Raw genomic sequence first — 22,783 nt, 5'->3', positions numbered from 1 at the left:
TGAGAAACGCGCTGCTCTACTTTTATGATAGAAATTCGTGATTCTCCATCGAATCAATAAGTTCTTCACCAGATCTCTTAATATGCTCAGATAAATACTTCGCAGCACTTTCTACATCTTCATTTATAATAGCCTTTAGTATTGCTTCATGTTCTTGATTGGATTTTCGAATTTGCCCAGGAATAATTTGTGGCGTATCTTGTGGAAAGCCATTTGAAATTGTTTCAATAATTCCGAGAAGCCTTGGGCGATTACATTTCTTAATTAATAGTTGATGAAACGCAATGTTTAATTCTACAAAATCTTCCCCTGAATTCGTATTTACCATTTCCTCATGGAGTTCTGACAACTGATGAATATCATTTTTCGTGAAATGATGTATTCCTTTTCTTAACGCTTCTGGTTCTAGAATGGACCTTAGTTCATATATTTCCTCTATATCCTCTTTTGATACTGGACGAACCACTGCACCCTTATGTGGCTCAATTTTCACTAAACCTTCTATCTCTAAAGTACGAAGCGCTTCTCTTATAGGCATTCTGCTGACCCCAATAAGCTCGGCTAGTTCTGTCTGTACTAGTCTTTCTCCCGGTTTAAAATCCCCTTTTAAAATGGCTCTTCTTAGAACACTGCATACTCGATTATGCAGCATTTCTCTATCACCTATTTTTAAATCTAGTTTCTCTGACATATTCATTTCTCCTATTTTGTCTGATGTTCCTATACTCCCAACTTCCTGTATCTATCCACACCTTCTTGATAATAATCTCCACCATACATATCATTAATCACAATAGCCGGAAAATCTTGTACTTCCATTTTTCGGATTGCTTCTGTCCCTAAATCTTCATATGCGACTACTTCCACTTTTTTAATTGTTTTAGCAATGAGTGCTGCAGAACCACCAACAGCCGCAAAGTATACTGCTCTATAATCCCTTATTGCCTGTTTCACTTGATTATTGCGATATCCTTTTCCTATCATGCCTTTTAGACCCAACTCCAATAACTTTGGTGTATATGCATCCATTCGTGAACTAGTAGTCGGACCTGCAGAACCAATCACCTGACCTGGTTTTGCCGGAGTAGGGCCTACATAATAAATAACTTGGTTCTTTATATCAAATGGCAATTCCTGCCCCTTTTTCAAAGCTTCTGCCATTCTTTTATGTGCTGCATCCCTTGCCGTATATAGTGTTCCAGTGATCCGCACCTGATCCCCCGCTCTTAACTCTTTTACCGTATTATTATCCAATGGCAGTATAATAGTTTTAAGCATACAATTACTCCTTTTTACAATATAGCAACCTGATGTCTGCTGGCATGGCAATTCAAGTTAACCGCTACAGGCAATGTAGCTATATGGCATGCTTCTGCTTCAATCTTTACATCAAGTGCTGTTGTTGAACCACCTAATCCCTGTGGCCCAATTCCTAATCGATTAATTTGCCCCATTAATTCTTCTTCTAAATTAGCAATTGTTTTATCCGGATTCCGTTCACCAATTGGACGAAACAGTGATTTCTTTGCTAGAAAAGCACAGCGTTCAAAATTTCCGCCAATTCCAACACCGACAACTAATGGTGGACAGGCATTTGGTCCAGCAACCTTCACAATATCGAGAATATAATTTTTAATTCCTTCCAGCCCATCAGATGGCTTCAGCATTTTCATATCACTCATATTTTCTGCACCGCCACCTTTGGCAGTCATATGAATCGTAATCTGATCGCCTTCCACCAATTCCGTATGGATTACAGCAGGTGTATTATCACCAGTATTCTGACGTTTCAGGGGATCTCCCACAATGGAACTCCGTAAATATCCTTCTCCATAGCCTTTGCGGACACCTTCGTTAATAGCCTCAGAAAGGATTCCTCCAACAATATGACAATCTTGACCAACTTCCACCATAAAAACTGCCGTACCTGTATCCTGGCACATCGGGACGTGTTCTGCTGCAGCCACATTGGCATTATCCACTAACTGCTGAAGTACATCTTTTCCAACTGGGGACTCTTCGGTACGCAATGCTGTTTCAAAAGCTTTAAATACATCTTCACCTAAATTATAATTTGCTTCTTGACACAGAGTAGCGACACAATCAACTACTTCCTGATATGTTATTTTCCTCACACGAATCACCTTTCCGGCTTAGTAGGTAGATAGGAAACTTCCATCAGTAAGAAAATCTACTGATGGAAGAAGGATGCCGTCTTTTTAGAAAGACCTTGGCAGCCCAAGAACATGTTGACCAATATAAGTAGTCACCAAGTTATTGGTAACTGGCGCAACAATAAACAAGCGTGCCTCTCGGAATTTACGCTCAATATTATATTCCTTTGCAAATCCATATCCACCAAAGGTATTCATTGCAGCATTTGCTGCTTTCCAAGTGGATTCTGTCGCTAAATATTTCGCCATATTTGCCTCTGCACCACAATTCTCGCCCGCATCAAATAACTTAGCAGCCTTATCTCGCATTAAAGTTGCTGCTTCAATATCCATATAAGATTGTGCGATTGGAAACTGAACTCCTTGATTTTGACCAATCGGACGATTAAAGACAACACGCTCATTCGCATATTGAACCGATTTATCTACAAAATATTTACCGTCCCCAAGGCTTTCCGAAGCAACTAAAATACGCTCTGCATTCATACCACTTAGTACATATTTAAATCCTTTTCCTTCTTCTCCGATTAAGTTTTCTTCTGGAATAACCGCATTTTCAAAGAATACTTCTGTTGTTGCGTGATTAATCATCGTATCAATTGGACGGATTGTAATATTGTCTTGTTGTTCTTTCATATCCAAAATAAATAAGCTAAGACCATCTGTTTTCTTTGCTACTTGGTCTTTTGGCGTTGTTCTAGCTAAAAGCAGCATTAGATCAGAGTGCTCTGTACGAGATATAAATATTTTCTGTCCGTTTACGATGTACTTATCTCCTTGCTTAACTGCTGTGGTAGTAATGCTGGTTGTATCACTGCCTGCAGTTGGTTCTGTAATACCAAATGCTTGAAGCCTTAGTTCACCACTTGCAATTTTGGGCAGGAATCGCTGCTTTTGCTCCTCACTTCCATGTCTTAATATCGCGCCCATTGTGTACATTTGTGCATGACCTGCACCTGAGTTCCCACCAGAACGGTTAATTTCCTCTAATATAATTCCAGCCTCCAGCATCCCAAGTCCAGCACCGCCATACTCTTCTGGAATAAGAACAGATAGCCACCCCTCATTTGTTAACGCTTTAATAAATTCCTCTGGATATTCATCCTTTTCATCTGTTTCTCTCCAATAAGATTCCGGAAACTTCTCACATAGTGCCTTAACACTTTCACGAATTAACTCTAAATCTTGAACAGTACTTGTAGCCATTTTACATTTCTCCTTTATTATTTATTTTTCCAATTTGGTTTACGTTTCTCATTAAAAGCCAGGATTCCCTCTTGCCGATCCTCTGAATTCGCCGTTTTATAGTAATTGCTTAACTCAATCGTTAATGCCGTATGAATATCTGTTTGCAAACCATTATTAACAGATTCTTTTAATGCTTTTAAAGATAACGGTGCATTCGCAGCAATTTCTCTAGCAATCTGCAAAACACTTCCCTCAAACGCTTCCTTGCTGAAAACATCATTTAATAGTCCAAGTTCTTTCGCACGCTCTGATTCCATCTGATTCCCTCTGAACAAATACTCTTTTGCTATCCCTACCGGAATTGCACGTGGCAGGTTTTGCGTTCCACCAACACCTGGAATGATACCGATTTTTGCTTCAGGCAACCCTAACTTTGCATGGGGGACAGAATAACGAAGGTCACAGCTTAACGCCATTTCCAGTCCACCACCAAGAGCATAACCGTTGATAGCAGCAATAACTGGATATGGAAAGTCACGGATTTCTTTGAATGCGTTCTCAAAAATATCATGTTGTTTTTTCCATTGGTGATTTGTCATTCCATTCCGTTCTTTAAGATCTGCCCCAACACAAAAACTCTTTTCACCAGATGCAGTAATAATTAACACGCGAATTTCTTCATCTTCTTTTAATTCTTGGAGACTATTTAATAAATCCAGCCCCATTTGTGTGTTCATTGCATTCATGGAGTTTGGTCTGTTTAGCGTAATCGTATAAACTCCTTTTAATTCTTCATCCTGTTTAACTAATATCGTTTCATACGTTTCCATCTCTAACCTCCTCTACACTTCTGCCGATACGGAATATTTCCGATCAGACTTTCCAGCTTTTAGTACATAACTTGATAAATCATGCCCTATCATTTCTTTTAATCTCTTCGATGCTTCAATTAGATGATCAAGATTTATTCCTGTTTCAATTCCCATATTGTGCAGCATATGTACCACATCTTCTGTACACACATTCCCAGTAGCACCAGGTGCAAAAGGACAGCCGCCAAGTCCGCCTAATGAAGCATCAAAACTTGTAATCCCTGCTTCCATACCAGCTAAAATATTAGATAATCCCATTCCCCTCGTATTGTGGAAATGAAGGTTGAAGGACTGCTTAGGAAATGTTCGCTTCATTTCTGCAACAAACTTATATACCTGTTTTGGATTTGCCATTCCGGTTGTATCTGCAAAGGTGATGACATTTACATCAAGTTCTGTTACCTTATTTACAATCTCTTTCACACGGTTGAGCGGTACTTCCCCTTCAAAAGGGCAGCCGAATGATGTGGCAATAGATACTTCTAAATTCATCTCATTTTCTTTGCAGAGTTCCTTAATGTCTTTTAGTCTTTCCAGAGATTGCTCCGTTGTTTGGCGCACGTTTTGCAGGTTATGGGTATTACTTGCAGAAAAAACAAAGTTCACTCGTTTCACTCCATGCGTCGCTGCAGTTTCTGCACCTTTTAAATTAGGAATAAGTGCCACCAGATTTAATGCCTTCTGTTCTTTGATCAGCTCATACAACTCCCCTGAATTCGCCATTTGTGGTACCGCTTTCGGATGAACAAAAGACCCAAATTCTAAGTTTGTCAAATTCGCTTCCAGCAAAAGATTCACTAATTCCTGTTTATCTTCTACGGTTAAGATCTTATCCTCCAACTGAATGCCATCTCTAAGAATAACTTCATTAATAGTTACCCTATTAGGCAGCTTCATGTACTCCCCTCCTTGTTTATTGGCTATTGTATATTGGATACAATATGAATGATTTTAAAATCGCTTCCAAAACTGAAAACGATGATTCGACTATATTCGTTTTAATCATATAAAAACTTTTAATTATCTGATATTAATAATTATAAATAATATTCATATTATTGTAAAGGGTAAATTTAACTTCTTTTCTTTATATCCTGAACAATCGATGTCACAGCATGCAGCGTATCATACTCCCCTTTTGAGAACTCAATTAGTCTATACTTTTTAGGAAACGTAAGCTTCTTAATTTCTTCTATAGAATATCCTTTTCTATATAAATGTTCTATCTTGTCATACAACTCCTCCAGATAGGATAACTTTTGCGTTAATAAATTTCTTCCATTAGGAACAAATCCATTATGTGAACAGAATAGACTCTCAAAATCCAATTTTAATAACGTTCTGATAGAATCCATCATAAGAGGAATCGATTCGTCTTTCATGATAATTTTTGGTTCTTGTGTTAGAAATAGGTCACCTGCAAATAACCTGCCAGAGTGTTTATCATATAAAGAGACATGATCATTAGCATGACCCGGAGTAAAAAGAACTTCCCATCTTACATTAGAAGAATAAATGGATGTTTTTAGTGGAAGTACTTTAAAGGGTTTTCGAACTCCCCAAGTGATTTTTCGGTATTCCGGGTAAGAAGCTGGATTTTCGCATATCCGCTTTCCATTCGGATGGATGTATATTGGAACATTCCTATTTTCCTTTATCCACCAAGCAGTTCCTGTATGATCTTCATGGCTGTGCGTCATTGTTACCAATTCAAATAGATTCTGTTTATAGAAAGAAACTAGTTCTTCCAGTAAAAGAGCTGGACCTGTATCAATCAACATCCCATCGACCAAAAAGAGATAAACCGTTCTTCCTAGTTTCCCTGGCTTTGTCACCATCTTCACACAAGTAACCTCTTGTACTTCTGTTACATATATCATTTCCTTTGATATTCATCCCCTTCCCTTCATTACTCTATGGCCAAAACCCAATCCACTTCCACCATGTAAAGGCTACAAGTATCGTAACAAGCGTACTGATAACCGTCCCCCAAATCCCCGGGATATAGAAGTCTTTTTGCTCTATTAGCCCTGTTCCATGTACAACGACATTCGGCATCGTCTCTACCACTAAAATAAAACCAAACAAAAAGGTGATGGCTGAAGCGAAACTCACTACTACTGGGTCTAAACCGGTTTGCATAGACAAGCCAATTAACACAGGCAACAATGTTACAACCGCAGTGGATACATTCGTTACACCAAGATGATAGATTTGTGAAAGGATAATGACTAGAATTAATGCAATCCACGGATTCCCAAATGCCTGTAAAATAAAGTTGGTTGCAAATAAACTTGCAAGCAGATCCATTGCTCCTGACTCTATTAATGCAAAACCTAGTGATAAGGTGGCGCCAATCAGTAAGATCATATCAAAATTTACTTTCACCGTTTTTTTCCACTGAACGAATCCATATCTTGGAAAAGCCATTAAAACAACAGCTAATAAAGCGGGAATAGTTGGGTGATAGCCATGCAGGGATTCAGTCATCCATAATACAACTGTAAAACTTAATATGCTTAGACATTTCTTTTCATCCGCTCTTAATGGTCCCAATTGATCTTTCTTTCGCTTCATTTCCTGCTGCAATAATTGAAAAGAATATTGCTCAGTTGGAAACAGCCTCCATATCACCCAGGGGATAATTAGAATAAGTAAGAACCAAATTGGGAATGCATAGAGAAACCATTCAAAATAAGATATGGTACTATTCGTGTATATTTGCAAAATTTCAATCGTTAAAATGTTTCCAACTGCTGCTGTTAATATTGCCGTCCCACTAATGTTACCTGCAAACGCAGTTCCGACTAGCATTAATTTACTAAAATTACTTCCCTTTTTCGCCCCTACCGCATTTATTACAGCTAGTATGATTGGCATCATTAACGTAACCCTAACTGCAGTGGCCGGAATAAAAAAAGCCTGTACCTGCATCAGCAGGAAAAAACATATAAAGATGTTTTTGGCAGAATTCCCCCATCTGGCAAGAAACGTGTAAGTAATCCTATCCATTAAGGAAGTTTGATTTACTCCTTGGGCAATCATCATACCTGCGATAATTAGAAAAACAGCAGGTGATGCAAAACCGCTTAACACCGTATCAGCTGGGGCTGCATTCAATAAACCCAATAGTATTAGTGCTAATACCGAGGTCATACCTAAAGGGATAGGTTCAAGCGCCCATAAAAGAACGCCATATACCATTACTCCTATGGTAACTCTTGGCTCCCAGGAAACATTTTCAGGCAAAAATAGCAATATAGCTAAAAATACAAAACTAGAGATTCCAAAAAGTATCATTCTTTTCGAGACATTCAAGTGTACCTTCTTTAATAACCCACTTTGAACCTTCATGTTTTATCCCATCTTTTTATTTATATAAAACAGCTTTATTATAGAATGTATAGCATGATAGGTTTATCTGCTATGCATTCTTATAGCCAACTAACGTCATGCTGCCTTCTCGATCATACCGGACTTATTATAAATTTTTGGATGACAACAACCAACGCTACTAACGCAATTGCTACTATGTCTGTGTAAAAGCTTGAAAGCATAAAAAGCAGAGAAGCCGCCATCAGTAAAATTCTGCTATACCACTGAGCATGCTTACCTAAGAACCATGCTTGTACTGCCGCGGATAGTAAATACACTCCAACTAAAGCAGTTATAGTTGCAATGATAATACCCGTCGTGGAATCACTTTCTAATAACAATTCCGGACTAAAGAAGAACATAAATGGTACGATAAATGCGGCTAAACCAAGCTTAAATGCCTGAAAACCGGTCTTCATCGGGTCTGTACCTGTAATACCAGCTGCAGCAAATGCTGCCAAGGCCACTGGTGGGGTAATTGCAGAAATAACCGCAAAATAAAAGACAAACATATGCGCTAATAAGGGTTCAATCCCCATACTTACCAAGCCAGGTGCCACAGCAGAGGCCGCAACCGCATAAGCAGCTGTTGTCGGCATTCCCATCCCTAAAATAATAGAAATGGCCATAGCGAATATCAGCGCAATTAGCATATTGTTATCAGCAATTGAAAGAAGTAATGAACTAAAGCGTTGGCCAATTCCGGTTAACGCAATAACACCAACGATGATTCCTGCACAAGCTACAATGGCAATTAACTGGATTGCATTTTTCATCCCCAATTCAAACGCTTCCAATATACTCTTTAGTCCCATTCTAGTTTCTTTGCTAAATAGACTTAGAATAAAGCAAGCAATAATTCCTGCTGTACCTGCATAGATAACGGAGAATCCTTGAACAAGTAATGTGATTAGTAATACGACAGGAATGAACAGGTAAACCTTCTTTAAAATTCCCTTTAAATTTGGAAGCTGTTTACGCGGAAGCCCTTTCATACCTGTTTTAAGGGCTTGCAAATCAACCATAAAATAAACAGAGGTGAAGTACAAAACCGCTGGAATAATTGCTGCTACAATGATTTCCGAATAAGCAATTCCTGTTATTTCCGCCATTAAGAATGCACCAGCACCCATAATTGGCGGTAACAGCTGCCCACCGGACGATGCTGTTGCTTCAGTTGCAGCTGCAAACCGAGGAGCATATCCAGTCTTTTTCATTAATGGGATTGTCAATGAACCAGTAGCAACAACATTACCTGCCGATGTTCCATTAATCATTCCCATAAGTCCTGAGGAAAAGATGGAAACCTTAGCGGGACCACCACGCAAACCACCTGCAAGAGCAAATGCCACATTTATAAAGTACTGCCCTACACCTGACATTTGAAGAAACGCGCCAAAAATAATAAATAAAATAATGTATTTAGATGACACATCCGTTGTTACACCAAAGACACCATCTAAACCATATACATACGTAACAAATCGCTCCAAAGAATATCCGTTATGATTTAAAATTCCCGGTAAGTACGGACCCGCAAAAACGTAGGCAACGAATACAATTGCTAAGATTGGAAGGACCCAGCCACTTGTACGACGGGTCAACTCAAATACAAGCAATAAACCAACTAAAGCAACGTAAAAATCCATATCTGTAGGAGTTACCCCGAAGCGAAATACAAGTTGGTTTAGATTTGCATAAATGTAATATCCAATATATATGGAAGCTATGATTAGAATCCAATCAACGATATGGACTTTATTAGAGGCCTTCCTCCAGCCTGGATATAGCATAAGTCCTAGCACGGTACCGAAAACCAAGTGTGTACTGCGGAAAACCCATGGATCGATTGGATTAAAATTTAAAATATATAAATGATATAAGGCTCCGAATACAGCAATTCCCATAAACAGATATCGAATCCATCCAGTTAAGTTACGAGTATTGGAAGAGGCTTCTAGCACGTCTTCATCTACCGTCGTATCAATTTTCCCACTCGATTGTAGTTCTGGTACTTCTTCTATGTCCTTATTCTTTTTTTCATTGATTGAATGTATGCTCTTTGAATTCTGTTCTTTTTCAGACATCATTTTTCCTCCTGAAAACGAGAATTAGATATGGGGAAGATTCTTCGCCCAATAGGCAAAGAATCTTTCATCACATACTGAGTTATTCATCCCATTCTGGAGGATAAACAGACTCAGGAAGATCAACACCTATTTCCTCATAGTATCGAATTGCACCTGGATGTAACGGAAACTCTTGGTTAATTAATATTGCTGATGGATCTTCTGCTTCTTTCGCAGATGCGTGTGTATTAATCATTTGATCAATGTTTTCATGGTAGGCTTTTACAAAGTCATAAACAAAATCTTCATTTGCCTCCTTTTGTACCACACCAAAGTTAAATTGAGCCATCGTTTCTAAGTCTTCATCTAGTTGGTCATAGGTGTCAGCAGGAATCGTATAGTCAGTAAAATATGGGAGTGCCTCCATAACTGTCTGACGGTCTTCTTCACTAAGCCCATAAATGTTGATATCCATTTGTGTTTCCACTTCTGTTACTGCTGAAATTGGAATTCCTGCCGAGAAACCTATATGTTCAAGCTGACCGTCCATCATTTGGGAAGCCATATCACTTGCACCCGCTTGTACTTGATCGCCTGTTTCGATTCCTAATGCTTCATAAATTAATGGGTTATACGTTCCAGGAGTTCCTCCAGCAGGACCAACTCCAACTCTTTCACCTTCATGATCCCATAGACTTGTAGCCCCTGAATCCGCAGTTGACCACCAATGGAATGGAGTATAATACATTGGGAAAATCACTCGGATATCACTATATTCTTTTTCAGCCCATTCACCCTCTGCATAATATCCCTCATAAAGCGGTCCATTTGTTACCATTCCTATTTGAATGTCATCAGCATCAAGCAATTGAATATTATGCACAGGACCACCAGTTACTTCCACGTTTGAAATAACATCAAGATGTTCCTCTAAGAGGTTAGCTAATCCTCCACCCCAAACATAATAGGTCCCACCTTGCGAAGCAGTCCCAATGGTTACAGTACTTGGATAATCATTGGAACCAGCGCTTTCTTTACCATCAGTATCATCTGCCCCTGCATCTTCCGTAGTACCCCCACACGCCGAAAGAAGTGCGATAAGCACTAACATAGCTAAAATAAAACCAAACTTTGTAAACCCTTTCATTCTTTTTCCTCCCCTTTACTCTTTAAATTTTGGAATAAAATCTATATATTCTGCTCCAAACCTTTCCACATAGGAATCATATAAAGGATTTAGAGCTTCTTCCCATAGTAATTTTTCCTTTTCGCTAAGCTGATGTATTTCGATACAATGGCAAGTATTCAAAAACTCATACTTTTCCTGGTTCACTTCTTCTGCAAGTTCTGCTTCCCATTCTGTTACCTCCTGTAAAACATCTAGGAGAATAATCTGAATTTCATCTGGAAGTCCTTGCCAAAACTCAGCATTCATAATAACCAAATAACCTAAATATCCATGGTTACTTACTGTCATATAATCCTGAACAGAATGAATATTCTTGTTGACAATATTGGAGAAAGTATTTTCCTGGGCTTGTAATTCTCCTTTTTCTAAAATCGGAAATACTTGATCAAATGTCTCCACATGTGGAACAGCTCCTAATAAATGAAATTGTTCTTCTAAAACTTCACTTTCCATTATTCGAAAGGTTAGATTTTTAAAGTCTTCTGGTTCGTAAAGGGGACGTTGATTATTTGTCATTTGTTTAAACCCATTGTCCCAAAAAGAAAGAAAATACATTCCCTCTTGTTCCAATTTTTTTGTCAAAACCTTTCCGACCGGACTGGATATGTACTCCTTTACTTCCTCAGCACTCTCAAAAGCAAAGGGTAAATCCATAACCTGCCACTCTTTAACAACGGAAGCTATCTTGGATGTTGCAGGAGCAATCATTTGAACATCTCCTTTTAATAATGCATCAAGCTCCTCGCCATCCCTATATAAGAAACTATTAGGGAATACCTGTACTTCCACAAACCCATCCGTTCTTTCCTCAACTAATTCAGCGAAACGTCTGCTGGCAAGCCCTTTTGGTGTATCTTCCCCTACTACATGGGAAAAGCGAATCACAATTCGTTCTTCTTCACTAAGTTGTTCATGATCTACTGGGTAATTTTCCATGCTGCAGGAGACTAAAAATGCAGCAGTACATATTATTACTAGGTGCAAAATTATTTTTTTTAATAATCCCTCCAGTACTGTCAACACCTCCAGATTAAATATTAAGAAATATTTAATTAATCTGATGTTTCTTATTATAAAACGCTTTCATTTTAATCACAATAAAAAGACCATATTAATCTTTTTGGTCTTTTTGTTCTTTATATCAGGTGTTAAATAGAATAATAGTTACTAGGTCTTCCTACACGTCCATACTCCATTTTAACGGTTATTTTATTTTGCTTAGATAGATAGTCTAAATAACGCCGGACGGTCACTCTGGCCATCCCCAAATATTCTGCCAGCTGCTCTGAGGTAACAGGTTCTTCTTGTTCAAAGAGTGCCATTAATACTTGTTTTAAGGTAACTTCACTAAGTCCTTTAGGTAAATTCTCTTCACTCTTCACTTCCCCTTTGTTTGTCCATTCATCAATCTCTTTTTGACTAACAGATTGGGAGTGTTTCAGTTTTTTCCACATCTTCCAGTAGTTATCTAATGCTAATTTAAAACGATCGAATCGAAAAGGTTTTACTATATAATCAACAGCACCTAGACGAAATAGCTGGTGAACTGTTTTCGTATCTCTCGCCGCTGTTATCATGATGATGTCTGTTGGAACTTCCATTTTTCTTAATTCAAACATCACATCCAATCCTGAAATATCCGGTAAAAACACATCAAGTAAAACAAGATCAGGATGTTTTCGATTAATTAATTTTATCGCTTCCTCACCTGTTTCCGTACAGCCCACCAGCTTAAAATGTGGCATCTTTTCTAAGAAAGATTTATTTACTTCCAGAACCATTGGATCGTCTTCCACGATTAAGACTTTTACCATCGTTACCCCTCCTGCTAGAAAACTTCTATTTCCATTTTTGTACTATAGTTTTCCTCTGAAACAATCCGGATCATTCCTTGTTTTGCATCGACAATTTCTTTTACTGATGATAAGCCAATCCCTCTGCCTTCCTTAGCTTTTGAACTATAGCCTTGTTCAAAGATTTTGGATTGACAGGCTTTCGGAATTCCTTTACCTGTATCTTTTACAGATATATACAGATGATCTTTCTTGCCTTGAATTAAACATACCACTTCTTTTTCTTCCTGATTTTCACAAGCCTCCATTGCATTATCTAGCAGATTTCCAAGAATAGTGATAATGTCCCCGGAACTTAATCCCTCTACTATGTCTTCTAAATAACTCTCACGATCGATTACTAATCGAACACCCAACTCTCTTGCTCGAGAACGCTTTCCTAACAATAGTCCAGAAATAGAGGAATGTTCAATACGATTCCTTAAAAAAAGCACAATATCCTCTTCATAAGAAGTTTCATCCAATACTATATCTAAAGCTTCTTCTGTTCGATCCAACTGAATTAGTCCTGCAATGCTATGAAGTTTATTCATATATTCATGATTCTGGGCCCGCAAAGCAGCTACTAGATTTTTCACACCCGTTAATTCCTCACCCAGTTGATGAACTTCCGATCGATTTTTTAAGTTTACTAATAAACCGGCAAACGAATTTCTTACAAAAACTGGATAAATAGAAATTAAGTACATTTCCCCTTTTATACTAATAGGTTTATTGCTAATATTCCCCTTTCCTCGTATCTGTTCATTAATCCAAGTATGAGGAAAAATTTCTTTAATTGACATTCCTTTGAAATAAGTAGCTTCTGTATATGTTTCTGCCAGCTTATTCATAAAGGTAACTTTTCCTCTACTATCCGTAGCAATAATCCCGGTATCCAGGTTTTCCATAATGGTAGAACGTTCCTCAAACAATCTAGCTATCTCATATGGTTCCAAGTGATAGGTTTGCTTCTTAACATTAATCGCTAATAGCCACGCACCAGCTATACCTATTAATAGTCCCCATATTAAAGAGAAAATTAAATCGTACTGGTATTCTTGTAGAAGAGATTGAAAGGTAGGTGCTAAAATTCCAACAACAGCAACACCTACCTGTTCCACCCCCTCCTCATTCATAATAGGAACAAATGCCCGAATAGCAAACCCTAATTCTCCTTCTGCTTTCGAAGTATACTCTAGCTCTGAAAAAGCTGACCTCTCATCCCCACCTGTAAATTTCTTTCCAATTCTCGATTCGGACGGGTGAGAATAGCGTATACCATCCATATCCAAAATAACGATATAATCGACATTCGTTGATAATCTTATACGTTCAACGATGGGTTGTATTGTGTCTTCACCACCTGTTTGCCCTACAGAAGTTCTTATATCATCTAATTGAGAGATGGTTCTAGCAATAGCAATAGCCCTTTCTCCAATTTCTTCTTCAAATGACTTGGATACACTAAGGAGCATGGTAATCCCGCTGACAATGACCGATAACAAAACTAATGTAAATGATAGAATAAGCATTTTTGTTCGTAGTTTGATTTGTTTTTTCATCGAATGCCTCACTTATTTGTATGTATCAGTTTTTAGGATAACGCTTTCATTCCAAGTACCTTCCTTACCTTATAATATTATGAAAATTAACATATATCAATCTTATATCTATGAATATGTAGAAATGAAAAAAGATGCCCCCTTAAAGGACACCAGTAAACCCACCTTTTAACAACATTCTTTAAATTCTAGCGCTGAATTACAAACATCTAGATTAACCCGGGATGTGCATTTAAAAAGAACCCGTTGTCTTCCACATTTTATTTCGTCATTAGTCCAATATGAACATGTTTCCTACTTAATAGATAGATATCCCTATTACTTAAAAACCCATATTTTTGTTTCGTTCCAATTGCAAACTTGAATAAAATGGTTTCACTGCTTCCATTAAGTACAGCAAAATTATACTGATTCCCTTATTCTCCACATCTCTTTACCGGAATAGCTTTCCAGTGTATAGAATTAATAATACTGTATCCCAGTTATGGTGTATTTTATCTAGAAAAATAAGAAATATTCAATAATAGTTTTTTGTATATCGAACAAGCTCATATAGAAGAGAATTGGTTAGAAAAGTTTACTACACTTTCCTATTAAGAACTTTTGTATTACTGGAATCGGAAAAACGATTTTTTTCAACATTTCCAGAAGAAGAATTAGTAGTAAGGATTGTTACTACATACATAACCACTAATCCAACTATTACGCCTATACCCGAAGCACCAAACGGATTAGAAAAATTAAATCCAAAAGGTAAATAAACTATCCAATATACAGATGTTCCTACTAAAAGGGAAGCAATAGCAGCTTTCTTAGTAGCCCTCTCCCACAAACCTCCTAATAAGATTGGTCCGGCAGTAGCAGCCATAATTCCCCCAATTCCAATCCATAAGAAAATCGATAATGACTCTGGTGGGGACCAGGCAAGTAATACTGCAGCAACTAGAATAAGAACTGTACTGTATCTACTAATTAATAATTCATTACGTTCTGCTCTTTCTTTAGAAATATTTATGCGCGGAACAATTGTTTTTCTATATAAATCGTTCGCTAACAACTGTGACAATGATACTACCAGTCCATCTGAAGTTGACATGACAGCAGATAAAACCGCAACCGCTAAAAATGCTGCAATAATAGGAGGGAAAATTTCACTAAAAAGAACTGGAATAATCTGATCCGGATGGATAGCTGCGTCACTGCCAATAACAGCAATTCCTAGCATTCCTCCTAACGCCATTAATGGTAGTATTGTCGCAAAAGCAGTACAATACATGATCAATTTACGAATGTCTTTTCCTTCTTTTACAGCCATGAATTTATTACCTAAGTGAGGCTGTATCGCAAATGGTAAATGAGCAATAAATAATAAACCAACTAACCAAAAGGATCCATAAGTTTTATCACCTGGAAGAAACAATTGATTAAAGTTACCTTCTGGCTTGGCTGTACTAATTGCTTGCATCATTCCAGAAAACCCACCATTTACTCCAATTCCCATAGCAAAGCAGATGAAAACAGTTAAAGCGACTAGAAGCATTAGGATTCCTTGTACTGTATCCGTAATAATATCAGAATGTGAACCACCCATAAAAACATAAATGCCAATAACAACAGCTGTAATTATCAACCCTAATCCATAATCTATCCCCATCATTGTTTGGAACATAGTAGCTGCTGCTACAAATTGAGATATCACATAAAAAATGAGAAGTATAGAAATAATGGTTAATGCAATTCTTAAAAATTCACTATTATATCGTTCTCCAATGAACTCAGGAATAGTTCTAGTACCGAATTCATCTCCATATTTTTTAATCACTTTTGCTACAAATAACATCCCTATAACTGTTGCAATTGGATATAGCAATGGATACCAAAGACTAGGAGTCCCTATACTATATGCTAGACCAGGCATTCCCATAAATGTGGACCCACTAGAAATACCCGCTGCTATTACTAAGGCTATCACTACCGGACTGTAACTTGATCTGGCAGTAGCAAAATCATCTGCTGTTTTTGTTTTTCTTAAACCTATCCAACCGAAGAACAGCATCATTAAAATAAACAACCCCATAAATATCCATGAATATATAACTATTTGAGAATCCATACTTACCATCCTTTCCATATTAAAAAGAGGATTTACAAAATAAAGAAAATTTAATTCCTATTGAATGCACTAATATCAATCTATCCATTTAATGCTACATAAATGTACCCGTAAAAATTGAATTTCTCTCTTTTAGTTAAAAGGTAAAATTGTAAAAAGAAAGGCCTCCTTGTATCAACATTTAAGAGACCCTCGTAACTCTAGCTCTATTATATTATTTTAGATAATTAATCTTTTAAGAAATTTGTTCTATAAAGAATGAAAGCCATACTTATCCATGTGCCTAAAATACCGATAGCCATAATGGTTAAAAAATTCAACTAATATCTCTCCTCTCCATATAAAAATTTTGAATAACTTTATAGTTCTTCAACTTATCATAATGTTTTGAAATCGGTTCATATAAGAGCGTTTCTGTTTTATCACCTAATAATTTTTTCTTACTTTCTATTTGATATGGTACATACACCATAAATTCACTTAATAATTCTATCTCTGGCACCTGCCAAGATCTACGTTTATAAATAAAATACTTTCTTAGCTTATCATAACAATTCGTTTGAAATTCTTCAGAGTGAATTTGATAAGCAATTAAATTCTCATTATTTACTTCCTTGATCTCACAATCTGGTAAACTCTCAATTATTCCTAATTGATTTGCAACACCATCACCTAACGTTAGAATTTTTTCCCTCCTGTAACCAAAGACAGTACGAAACTTTACTATCCATTCTGCATAATATTTTGGATAATAACAGGTAAATAAACCTTTTTTTGTATTAACTTTTATCGTATTCACTTTCATTTTAGCCACCTAGAATACAATAGAAGCTCGGTTTACTTCTCTTTTAGCAGAACGTTCGAGAGCTTCTTCTATATTATCAAAAGTAAATTCACCATCAATCATATCTGCAAATGGATATTTATCTATATTTTTGGAAAGAAAGTCTAATGCCTTTTTTAAATACCAAGGGTGATAACGAACAATTGGAATAATGTTAATTGACTTTCTTGTAAGCAGACCAGGATCAAATAAAGTTGTTTTACCTGGGGATACATTTCCGATTGATACATACCTACCACCGCTAGTAACTAAATGAATGCCTTCGCTAAAGGCATCTGGGGTTCCGCTTAATTCCATACCCACATCAGCACCGGTTCCATTTGTCAACTCATTTACTTTTTCTACTCTTTTCTCTACTGTATCAAACTTATTAAAATTAATAATATGGTCAGCCCCAAATTTAAGTGCATTTTCTAATCTCTTTTCAACCCCATCAATTACAATGACTGTTGCCCCTTTTTCCTTTGCAATTGCAGCAGCGTTTAAACCTAAACCACCTGCTCCTTGAATTACAATTGTTTCACCATATTGAAGATTGGCCTGTTCAATTCCGAAATAAACTTGTGAGATAGCACAATTAGCACTTGCAGCAACTATATCTGGCACATTGTCAGGAACCTTGTAAAAAAAGAAATCTGGATGTACATAATAATGTGTAGCAAAAGTTCCATGAAAGTGCGGGGACTCCTCTGCTCTTTTGTTCCAAAATTCATAGGCATTTTCACATAAATTAAAAGCACCTTTTTGGCACATCTTACACTTACGACACACCTGAAAATAAGTTGAAGCGACTCTGTCACCTACTTCTAAAGCTTCTCCAGCAAAGTCAGCCTTCACGCCTTCCCCTAGACTTTCTACTTCCCCTACCATTTCATGTCCAAGTACTCCGGTTTTCTTAGTAGGATGATCTCCTTTCCAAATGTGTATTTCAGATCCACACACATTTGAACGTCTAACTTTTAATAGGACTGATCCTTTTTCCGGTACTGGTAATTCATAAGTATGAAAAGACATCACTTCCGGCTTTTTCATTTCAGCAACTTTTCCTTGCATAATAATTCCTCCTTTTGATATATATTTATAATAAACTACCTATAATAGCGTTTTCATAACTTGTTACGTAATTTTATTTTTAAATTATATAACACTAGCAGCTTAATTTATATTTAACTTATCCATTCTATTTATTTATCTTTATGGCTATATTCTTAACTTGCGTATAATGTTTTAGAGACTCCAGCCCTTTTTCCCTACCAAATCCACTCTTCCCTTGCCCTCCAAACGGCATTTCTACTCCACCAGCAGCTCCATAATTGTTTATGAAGACTTGACCAGATCGAACTCTATGAGCCAACCATAATGCCTTATCTATATTTTTTGTCCAAATACCAGTTACCAGACCATATTCTGTGCTATTTGCTAAATAAAGTGCTTCTTCCTTTGAACCGAATGAAAATATCGAAACTACTGGTCCAAATAATTCTTCCTGTGCGAGTCGGCTTTTTTCTGATGGTGGTTCTATAATTGTAGGTTCAAAAAATAAGTTACTAGACATATTTTCTTTACGCTTGCCACCTCTTAAAATTTTACAACCTTCTTCTTTTGCTACTACCATATAGTCATCAAGATTTTTTATTTGTTTTTCAGATACTATAGGACCCATATCTGGATTTTCTAGTCCAGGCCCAATTGTGACATTATCCATTATTTCATTAACTCTATCTAAGAAACTATCTTTTACACTATTTTCAATAATTAACCTTGTACTAGCTGTACACGTCTGCCCAGAATTTTGAATTAGTGTTTTGACAGCCCATTGAGCAGCCTCTTCCAAATCTGCATCCTCAAATACAATGTTTGGAGATTTACCACCAAGTTCTAAAGTTAATGATTTAATATTTTCTGCTGCATTTTTCATTACTTGAGATCCAGTAGGGACCGATCCAGTAAATGTAATATGGTCAATGTTAGGATTAGATGATAATGCAGAACCTGCTTCAGCTCCATATCCTGTAACAACATTAATAACACCAGTTGGGAATCCTGCTTCTTGACTTAATTCGGCTAAACGAAGAGTTGTAATAGATGTATCTTCGGCCGGTTTAATAACAGTTGTATTACCAGAGGCTAAAGCCGGAGCAAGACTGCGCGCCGTCATTTGCAGCGGATAGTTCCAAGGAACAATGTGCGCAGTAACCCCAAATGGCTCACGCACAGTATAGTCTAATATATCTGAATTAATAGGTATTGTTTCTCCTAAAATTTTATCTGCCGCACCACCAAAGTACTCAAAATATCTAGCAGCCACATCCACATCAATCATAGCCTGGCTTAGTGGCTTACCCATATCTTCAGTCTCTAATTTAGCTAATTCCTCTTTATTTTCTTTGATAAGATCCGCCATACGAAGTAATAACCTTCCCCGTTCTGCATAGACCATTTCTCTCCATTCTGTGGAATTAAAAGCTTCCCTTGCAGCTAATACAGCTGTATTTATATCTTCCTTCGTACCTCTTGGAAACTCTGCTATTACATTCATATTTGCAGGGTTAATTGATTGTATCACTTCATTAGTAGAGCTATTGACCCAATCTCCATTGATAAACATTTTCAAGTTTAGCATTTTAGCACCTCTATACTTTTATATTTTTTAATGAGTAATTAACTTAATAGTTTTCAAGTCTTTAAAGGACAAGCTTTACCTTATGTAATACTAAGGATTTCAAACACAATTCATTTCCTATACATACATAGATCCCCCTTTTCTTTTTAGTTAAACAGCTTAAAGAAATCGCTTACAATGGGTGATTTGTTTGAAATTGGATATTGTAGATTGGATACAATGCTATTTTAATAAAAATCTGATTATTTGTAAACAAGTTTATTTATATTTTATTGTTAAATTTTTATATTTTCAGAATTAAAAATATCTAAATCATCTTTATATATTTTAATCGAGTTCTATTATATTAACATCTGACAGCATACACTTTAAAATATTACAAAAAACAGCCTCAATCCCAAAAGGACTGAAGCTGCTTTCCCCATAAAAATAGCAAACGAAATGTATCAATCCCCAACCACCTCAGGCAACCACATCACAATCTCAGGCACATAAGTCAAAATAACAAGCACAATATAAGTAACCAATAAAAATGGCAGTATAGATCTTGTTAACTGTCCAATCGAAATATGAGCGAGAGAAGATGCAATATATAAACCTGATCCTACTGTCAATAATCCTGCAGCTAAGTTAATTCACATGATCACCCCAAAATGAATGGGATCAATACCATAGCTTGCAAGTAGCGGCGTGAATATCGGGATTAAAATAACTAAGGCTGCAATCAAACCGTATTTTAGGCTATTTGGATATCGGTAAGCAAGAAGGTGGCGAATTATTAGTTGGGGGTGATGCGACCGAAAGTAAATTTCCCTACGGTTATTATGTAAAACCCACTGTTGTGGCTAATGTAACCAATGATATGACAATTCCTAGAGAAGAAATTTTTGGTCCAGTTGTATCAGGGATGCTATTTGACGATATCGATGAAGTTATTAAGCTAGCTAACCAAACTGAATATGGATTGGGTGGAGGAATATGCACAACCAATATCGGTAATGCTCCTCGAGTAGCCCATGCTATGAGAACCGGTAACGTATGGATAAACACATACAATCTTTTGGATCCTGCCACACCCTATGGCGGATATAAACAAAGTGGACTCGGTGGAGAAAATGGTTCAGCTGCTATTGATATGTTTACAGAAACAAAGAGTGTCTGGGTTAATTTAGATTAATGTGAAATTAGCAGTAACAGAATTTTTAGTATAGAACGATTGAGAGGTAGTTTGTGTGAGAAAGGATACTAGATTTGTACCCTTTCTTGCTATTTTTTTAAGTTTTGGCGGTCAATCCTAATCCTATATCACATAGCAAACTATATAGTAAATTGATTCGCTGAAACATGTCAAGTATGGGATGAATAAAGATCACGATCCACTTCAACAGATGAATCTAGCTCTCCTTTTTGGAGAAAAGTCAGGTTTACCAGTGTATTACAGAAAGCTTCCTGGTAACATTGCGGATGTTAAAACGATTCAGAATATGCTTTCTAACATCGATTTCCTCAAGCTAGACAAAGTGAAATTCGTCATGGACCGCGGATTTTACAGTGAGGCCAATATTAACGCATTCTATGAGAAACATTACAAGCTTCTGATTGCAGCAAAGACTTCTCTAAAGTTTGTGAAACAAAAGTTAGATGAAGTGCGTGTTTCTATGGTGACACGTAAGCATTTCAGTTCCAAGTACGGTCTTTATTACGTCTCCTTCCTGATGGATTGGAATTACAAACAAACCAAAAAACGTACCGGCAAAGTCATTGATGGTAAACGCAGGATTTACCTTCATCTTTTTTATAATGATCAGAAAGCCACGGATGATAAATAGCATTGAACAAAATGCTCGATGGTCTTGAAGAAGAACTATTATCTGGCAGGAAAAATCCAGATCATGAAAAGTTCTATACGAAATACTTTGAAGTGAAGGAGACGCCTAAAAGAGGAGTTTCACTTACTCCTAAGCAGGAAGCTATAGAGGATGCGGAAAAAAATTCTGGTTATTTTGCACTGATATCCAATGGAGTTAAAGATCCGCTTGAAGCCCTTAAAATCTACCGTTCTAAAGATATGATCGAAAAGGCCTTTGGGAATTTAAAAGAGCGGCTGAACATGCGACGCACATCGGTATCTTCTGAAGAAAATTTAGAGGGGAAGCTGTTTGTACAATTTATTGCACTCATTTATCTTTCGTACATTAAAAAGGCCATGTCAGACAAGGATTTATTTAAAAATTACACCATGCAGGAACTGTTAGATGAACTTGATATTATTGAATGTTATGAACAACCGGGAAGTAAACGCCGCATTAGTGAGATGACAAAAAAACAAATGGATTTATATGGAATTTAGGATTTAAACTCTATCTTAGCGACCGAGTTTAAATCAACGGAAACGAAGGAACTTTTTTCCTGACGTTCTTCCTTTTCCTCAGATTTTTTCTTATGGAAGGAATAGCTCACTATCGCCTTTTCAGCAGACTCATCAATTCGCTTTTCATCTTCAAATAGTGTAATTTGACCAGCCAAATAGCCTTCCAACGTGGCAGCTAACTTTTCCCACTAATTTTTAGAAATGTCAGTGTTCCTAATTGCAAGACAACCCGCTGGTGTGGGCTAGTGTTATTACAGAGGGAATTTAACCAAAGTCTTAAAGCAAAAGGTTAAACACTATTACGTACAGAATCTTTTAGCAAAATCCCTGAACGAACAGTGTTATCAGAATAATCCTTCATTCTGATAATATATAAAACGAAAATCTACTATTTAAACCATATCCAAATAGTTTTGATAAAAAAGAATTGGATTTCGACAAGATTTATACTATGAGATATGCAATAAAATTTGGCTTGTCAAATCGAGCAAAAGCTCTCTTTTACCTTCTTTTATTCTTACAATGGTTAAACTTGTTCCATATATGGCAGGAGAATCCCAAATCTAAT

The 22,783-nt window shown here is 36.8% G+C and carries 20 protein-coding genes and 1 pseudogene; 2 read left to right on the top strand and 19 right to left on the bottom strand.

The genetic code is table 11. From position 1 onward, the window contains the following. Positions 1-22 precede the first annotated feature (22 nt). The 18 genes from GMJ66_RS07105 to GMJ66_RS07020 all read right to left on the bottom strand — a co-directional run bounded on the left by GMJ66_RS07105 (position 23) and on the right by GMJ66_RS07020 (position 20,479). Positions 23-691 (bottom strand): GntR family transcriptional regulator, encoded by a 669-nt coding sequence (locus GMJ66_RS07105; protein WP_156289627.1) that lies wholly within the window; start codon positions 689-691, stop codon positions 23-25. Between the two features lie 29 nt (positions 692-720). Continuing rightward, the gene (locus GMJ66_RS07100; protein ID WP_156289626.1) at positions 721-1,278 is read right to left on the bottom strand and encodes a Fe-S-containing hydro-lyase; all 558 of its coding nucleotides are present in this window, start codon (positions 1,276-1,278) and stop codon (positions 721-723) included. Between the two features lie 14 nt (positions 1,279-1,292). Next, positions 1,293-2,135, bottom strand: a complete 843-nt coding sequence (locus GMJ66_RS07095; RefSeq protein WP_197046633.1) for a fumarate hydratase — start codon at positions 2,133-2,135, stop codon at positions 1,293-1,295. 84 nt (positions 2,136-2,219) lie between these two features. Continuing rightward, complete coding sequence (locus GMJ66_RS07090; protein ID WP_156289624.1) at positions 2,220-3,380, bottom strand: acyl-CoA dehydrogenase family protein; 1,161 nt, start codon at positions 3,378-3,380, stop codon at positions 2,220-2,222. Positions 3,381-3,397: 17 nt separating this feature from the next. Beyond that, on the bottom strand, positions 3,398-4,192 hold the full coding sequence (locus GMJ66_RS07085; RefSeq protein WP_156289623.1) for an enoyl-CoA hydratase/isomerase family protein: 795 nt from the start codon (positions 4,190-4,192) through the stop codon (positions 3,398-3,400). Between the two features lie 12 nt (positions 4,193-4,204). Beyond that, positions 4,205-5,131 carry a hydroxymethylglutaryl-CoA lyase gene (locus tag GMJ66_RS07080; protein ID WP_156289622.1) on the bottom strand — a complete coding sequence of 309 codons (927 nt, stop codon included), beginning with the start codon at positions 5,129-5,131 and terminating at the stop codon, positions 4,205-4,207. A gap of 176 nt (positions 5,132-5,307) precedes the next feature. Further along, the gene (locus tag GMJ66_RS07075; protein ID WP_231514864.1) at positions 5,308-6,072 is read right to left on the bottom strand and encodes an MBL fold metallo-hydrolase; all 765 of its coding nucleotides are present in this window, start codon (positions 6,070-6,072) and stop codon (positions 5,308-5,310) included. 76 nt (positions 6,073-6,148) lie between these two features. Further along, complete coding sequence (locus GMJ66_RS07070) at positions 6,149-7,588, bottom strand: SLC13 family permease (RefSeq protein ID WP_156289620.1); 1,440 nt, start codon at positions 7,586-7,588, stop codon at positions 6,149-6,151. 113 nt (positions 7,589-7,701) lie between these two features. Beyond that, on the bottom strand, positions 7,702-9,696 hold the full coding sequence (locus GMJ66_RS07065) for a TRAP transporter permease (RefSeq protein WP_156289619.1): 1,995 nt from the start codon (positions 9,694-9,696) through the stop codon (positions 7,702-7,704). An 82-nt stretch (positions 9,697-9,778) separates the two neighbouring features. Continuing rightward, positions 9,779-10,825 carry a TAXI family TRAP transporter solute-binding subunit gene (locus GMJ66_RS07060; protein WP_156289618.1) on the bottom strand — a complete coding sequence of 349 codons (1,047 nt, stop codon included), beginning with the start codon at positions 10,823-10,825 and terminating at the stop codon, positions 9,779-9,781. Positions 10,826-10,840: 15 nt separating this feature from the next. Then, positions 10,841-11,887, bottom strand: coding sequence for a DctP family TRAP transporter solute-binding subunit (locus tag GMJ66_RS07055; protein WP_231514849.1), 1,047 nt, complete (start codon positions 11,885-11,887; stop codon positions 10,841-10,843). A 128-nt stretch (positions 11,888-12,015) separates the two neighbouring features. Next, positions 12,016-12,681, bottom strand: coding sequence for a response regulator (locus tag GMJ66_RS07050; RefSeq protein WP_156289617.1), 666 nt, complete (start codon positions 12,679-12,681; stop codon positions 12,016-12,018). A 14-nt stretch (positions 12,682-12,695) separates the two neighbouring features. Then, positions 12,696-14,264: an ATP-binding protein gene (locus GMJ66_RS07045; RefSeq protein WP_156289616.1), complete on the bottom strand. Its 1,569-nt coding sequence runs from the start codon at positions 14,262-14,264 to the stop codon at positions 12,696-12,698. A 580-nt stretch (positions 14,265-14,844) separates the two neighbouring features. Then, the gene (locus GMJ66_RS07040; protein ID WP_156289615.1) at positions 14,845-16,377 is read right to left on the bottom strand and encodes a sodium:solute symporter family protein; all 1,533 of its coding nucleotides are present in this window, start codon (positions 16,375-16,377) and stop codon (positions 14,845-14,847) included. Between the two features lie 316 nt (positions 16,378-16,693). After that, a complete protein-coding gene (locus tag GMJ66_RS07035; RefSeq protein WP_156289614.1) occupies positions 16,694-17,182 on the bottom strand; it encodes a hypothetical protein in 489 nt (162 codons plus the stop codon). 9 nt (positions 17,183-17,191) lie between these two features. Beyond that, the gene (locus GMJ66_RS07030; RefSeq protein ID WP_197046632.1) at positions 17,192-18,274 is read right to left on the bottom strand and encodes a zinc-binding dehydrogenase; all 1,083 of its coding nucleotides are present in this window, start codon (positions 18,272-18,274) and stop codon (positions 17,192-17,194) included. Between the two features lie 127 nt (positions 18,275-18,401). Next, positions 18,402-19,844, bottom strand: coding sequence for an aldehyde dehydrogenase family protein (locus GMJ66_RS07025; protein ID WP_156289613.1), 1,443 nt, complete (start codon positions 19,842-19,844; stop codon positions 18,402-18,404). Positions 19,845-20,290: 446 nt separating this feature from the next. After that, positions 20,291-20,479, bottom strand: a complete 189-nt coding sequence (locus GMJ66_RS07020; protein ID WP_156289612.1) for a TRAP transporter large permease subunit — start codon at positions 20,477-20,479, stop codon at positions 20,291-20,293. A gap of 110 nt (positions 20,480-20,589) precedes the next feature. Between GMJ66_RS07020 and GMJ66_RS07015 the strand changes: the two genes are divergently transcribed. Together GMJ66_RS07015 and GMJ66_RS21275 are read left to right on the top strand one after the other, a co-directional pair. Then, entirely contained in the window at positions 20,590-21,021 is a 432-nt protein-coding gene (locus tag GMJ66_RS07015) for an aldehyde dehydrogenase family protein (protein ID WP_197046630.1), read from the top strand. 160 nt (positions 21,022-21,181) lie between these two features. After that, positions 21,182-22,194: pseudogene (locus GMJ66_RS21275) on the top strand (IS1634 family transposase); the annotation flags it as partial. Here GMJ66_RS21275 and GMJ66_RS07005 read toward each other — a convergent pair. Beyond that, entirely contained in the window at positions 22,191-22,370 is a 180-nt protein-coding gene (locus GMJ66_RS07005) for a hypothetical protein (RefSeq protein WP_156289610.1), read from the bottom strand. The pseudogene GMJ66_RS21275 and the gene GMJ66_RS07005 overlap by 4 nt on opposite strands. Positions 22,371-22,783: the final 413 nt, after the last annotated feature.

Source organism: Oceanobacillus salinisoli, assembly GCF_009733865.1.
GTDB lineage: Bacteria > Bacillota > Bacilli > Bacillales > Amphibacillaceae > Oceanobacillus > Oceanobacillus salinisoli.
Note: the sequence above shows the minus strand (reverse complement) of the source record. Positions and strands in the feature narration are given on the sequence as shown.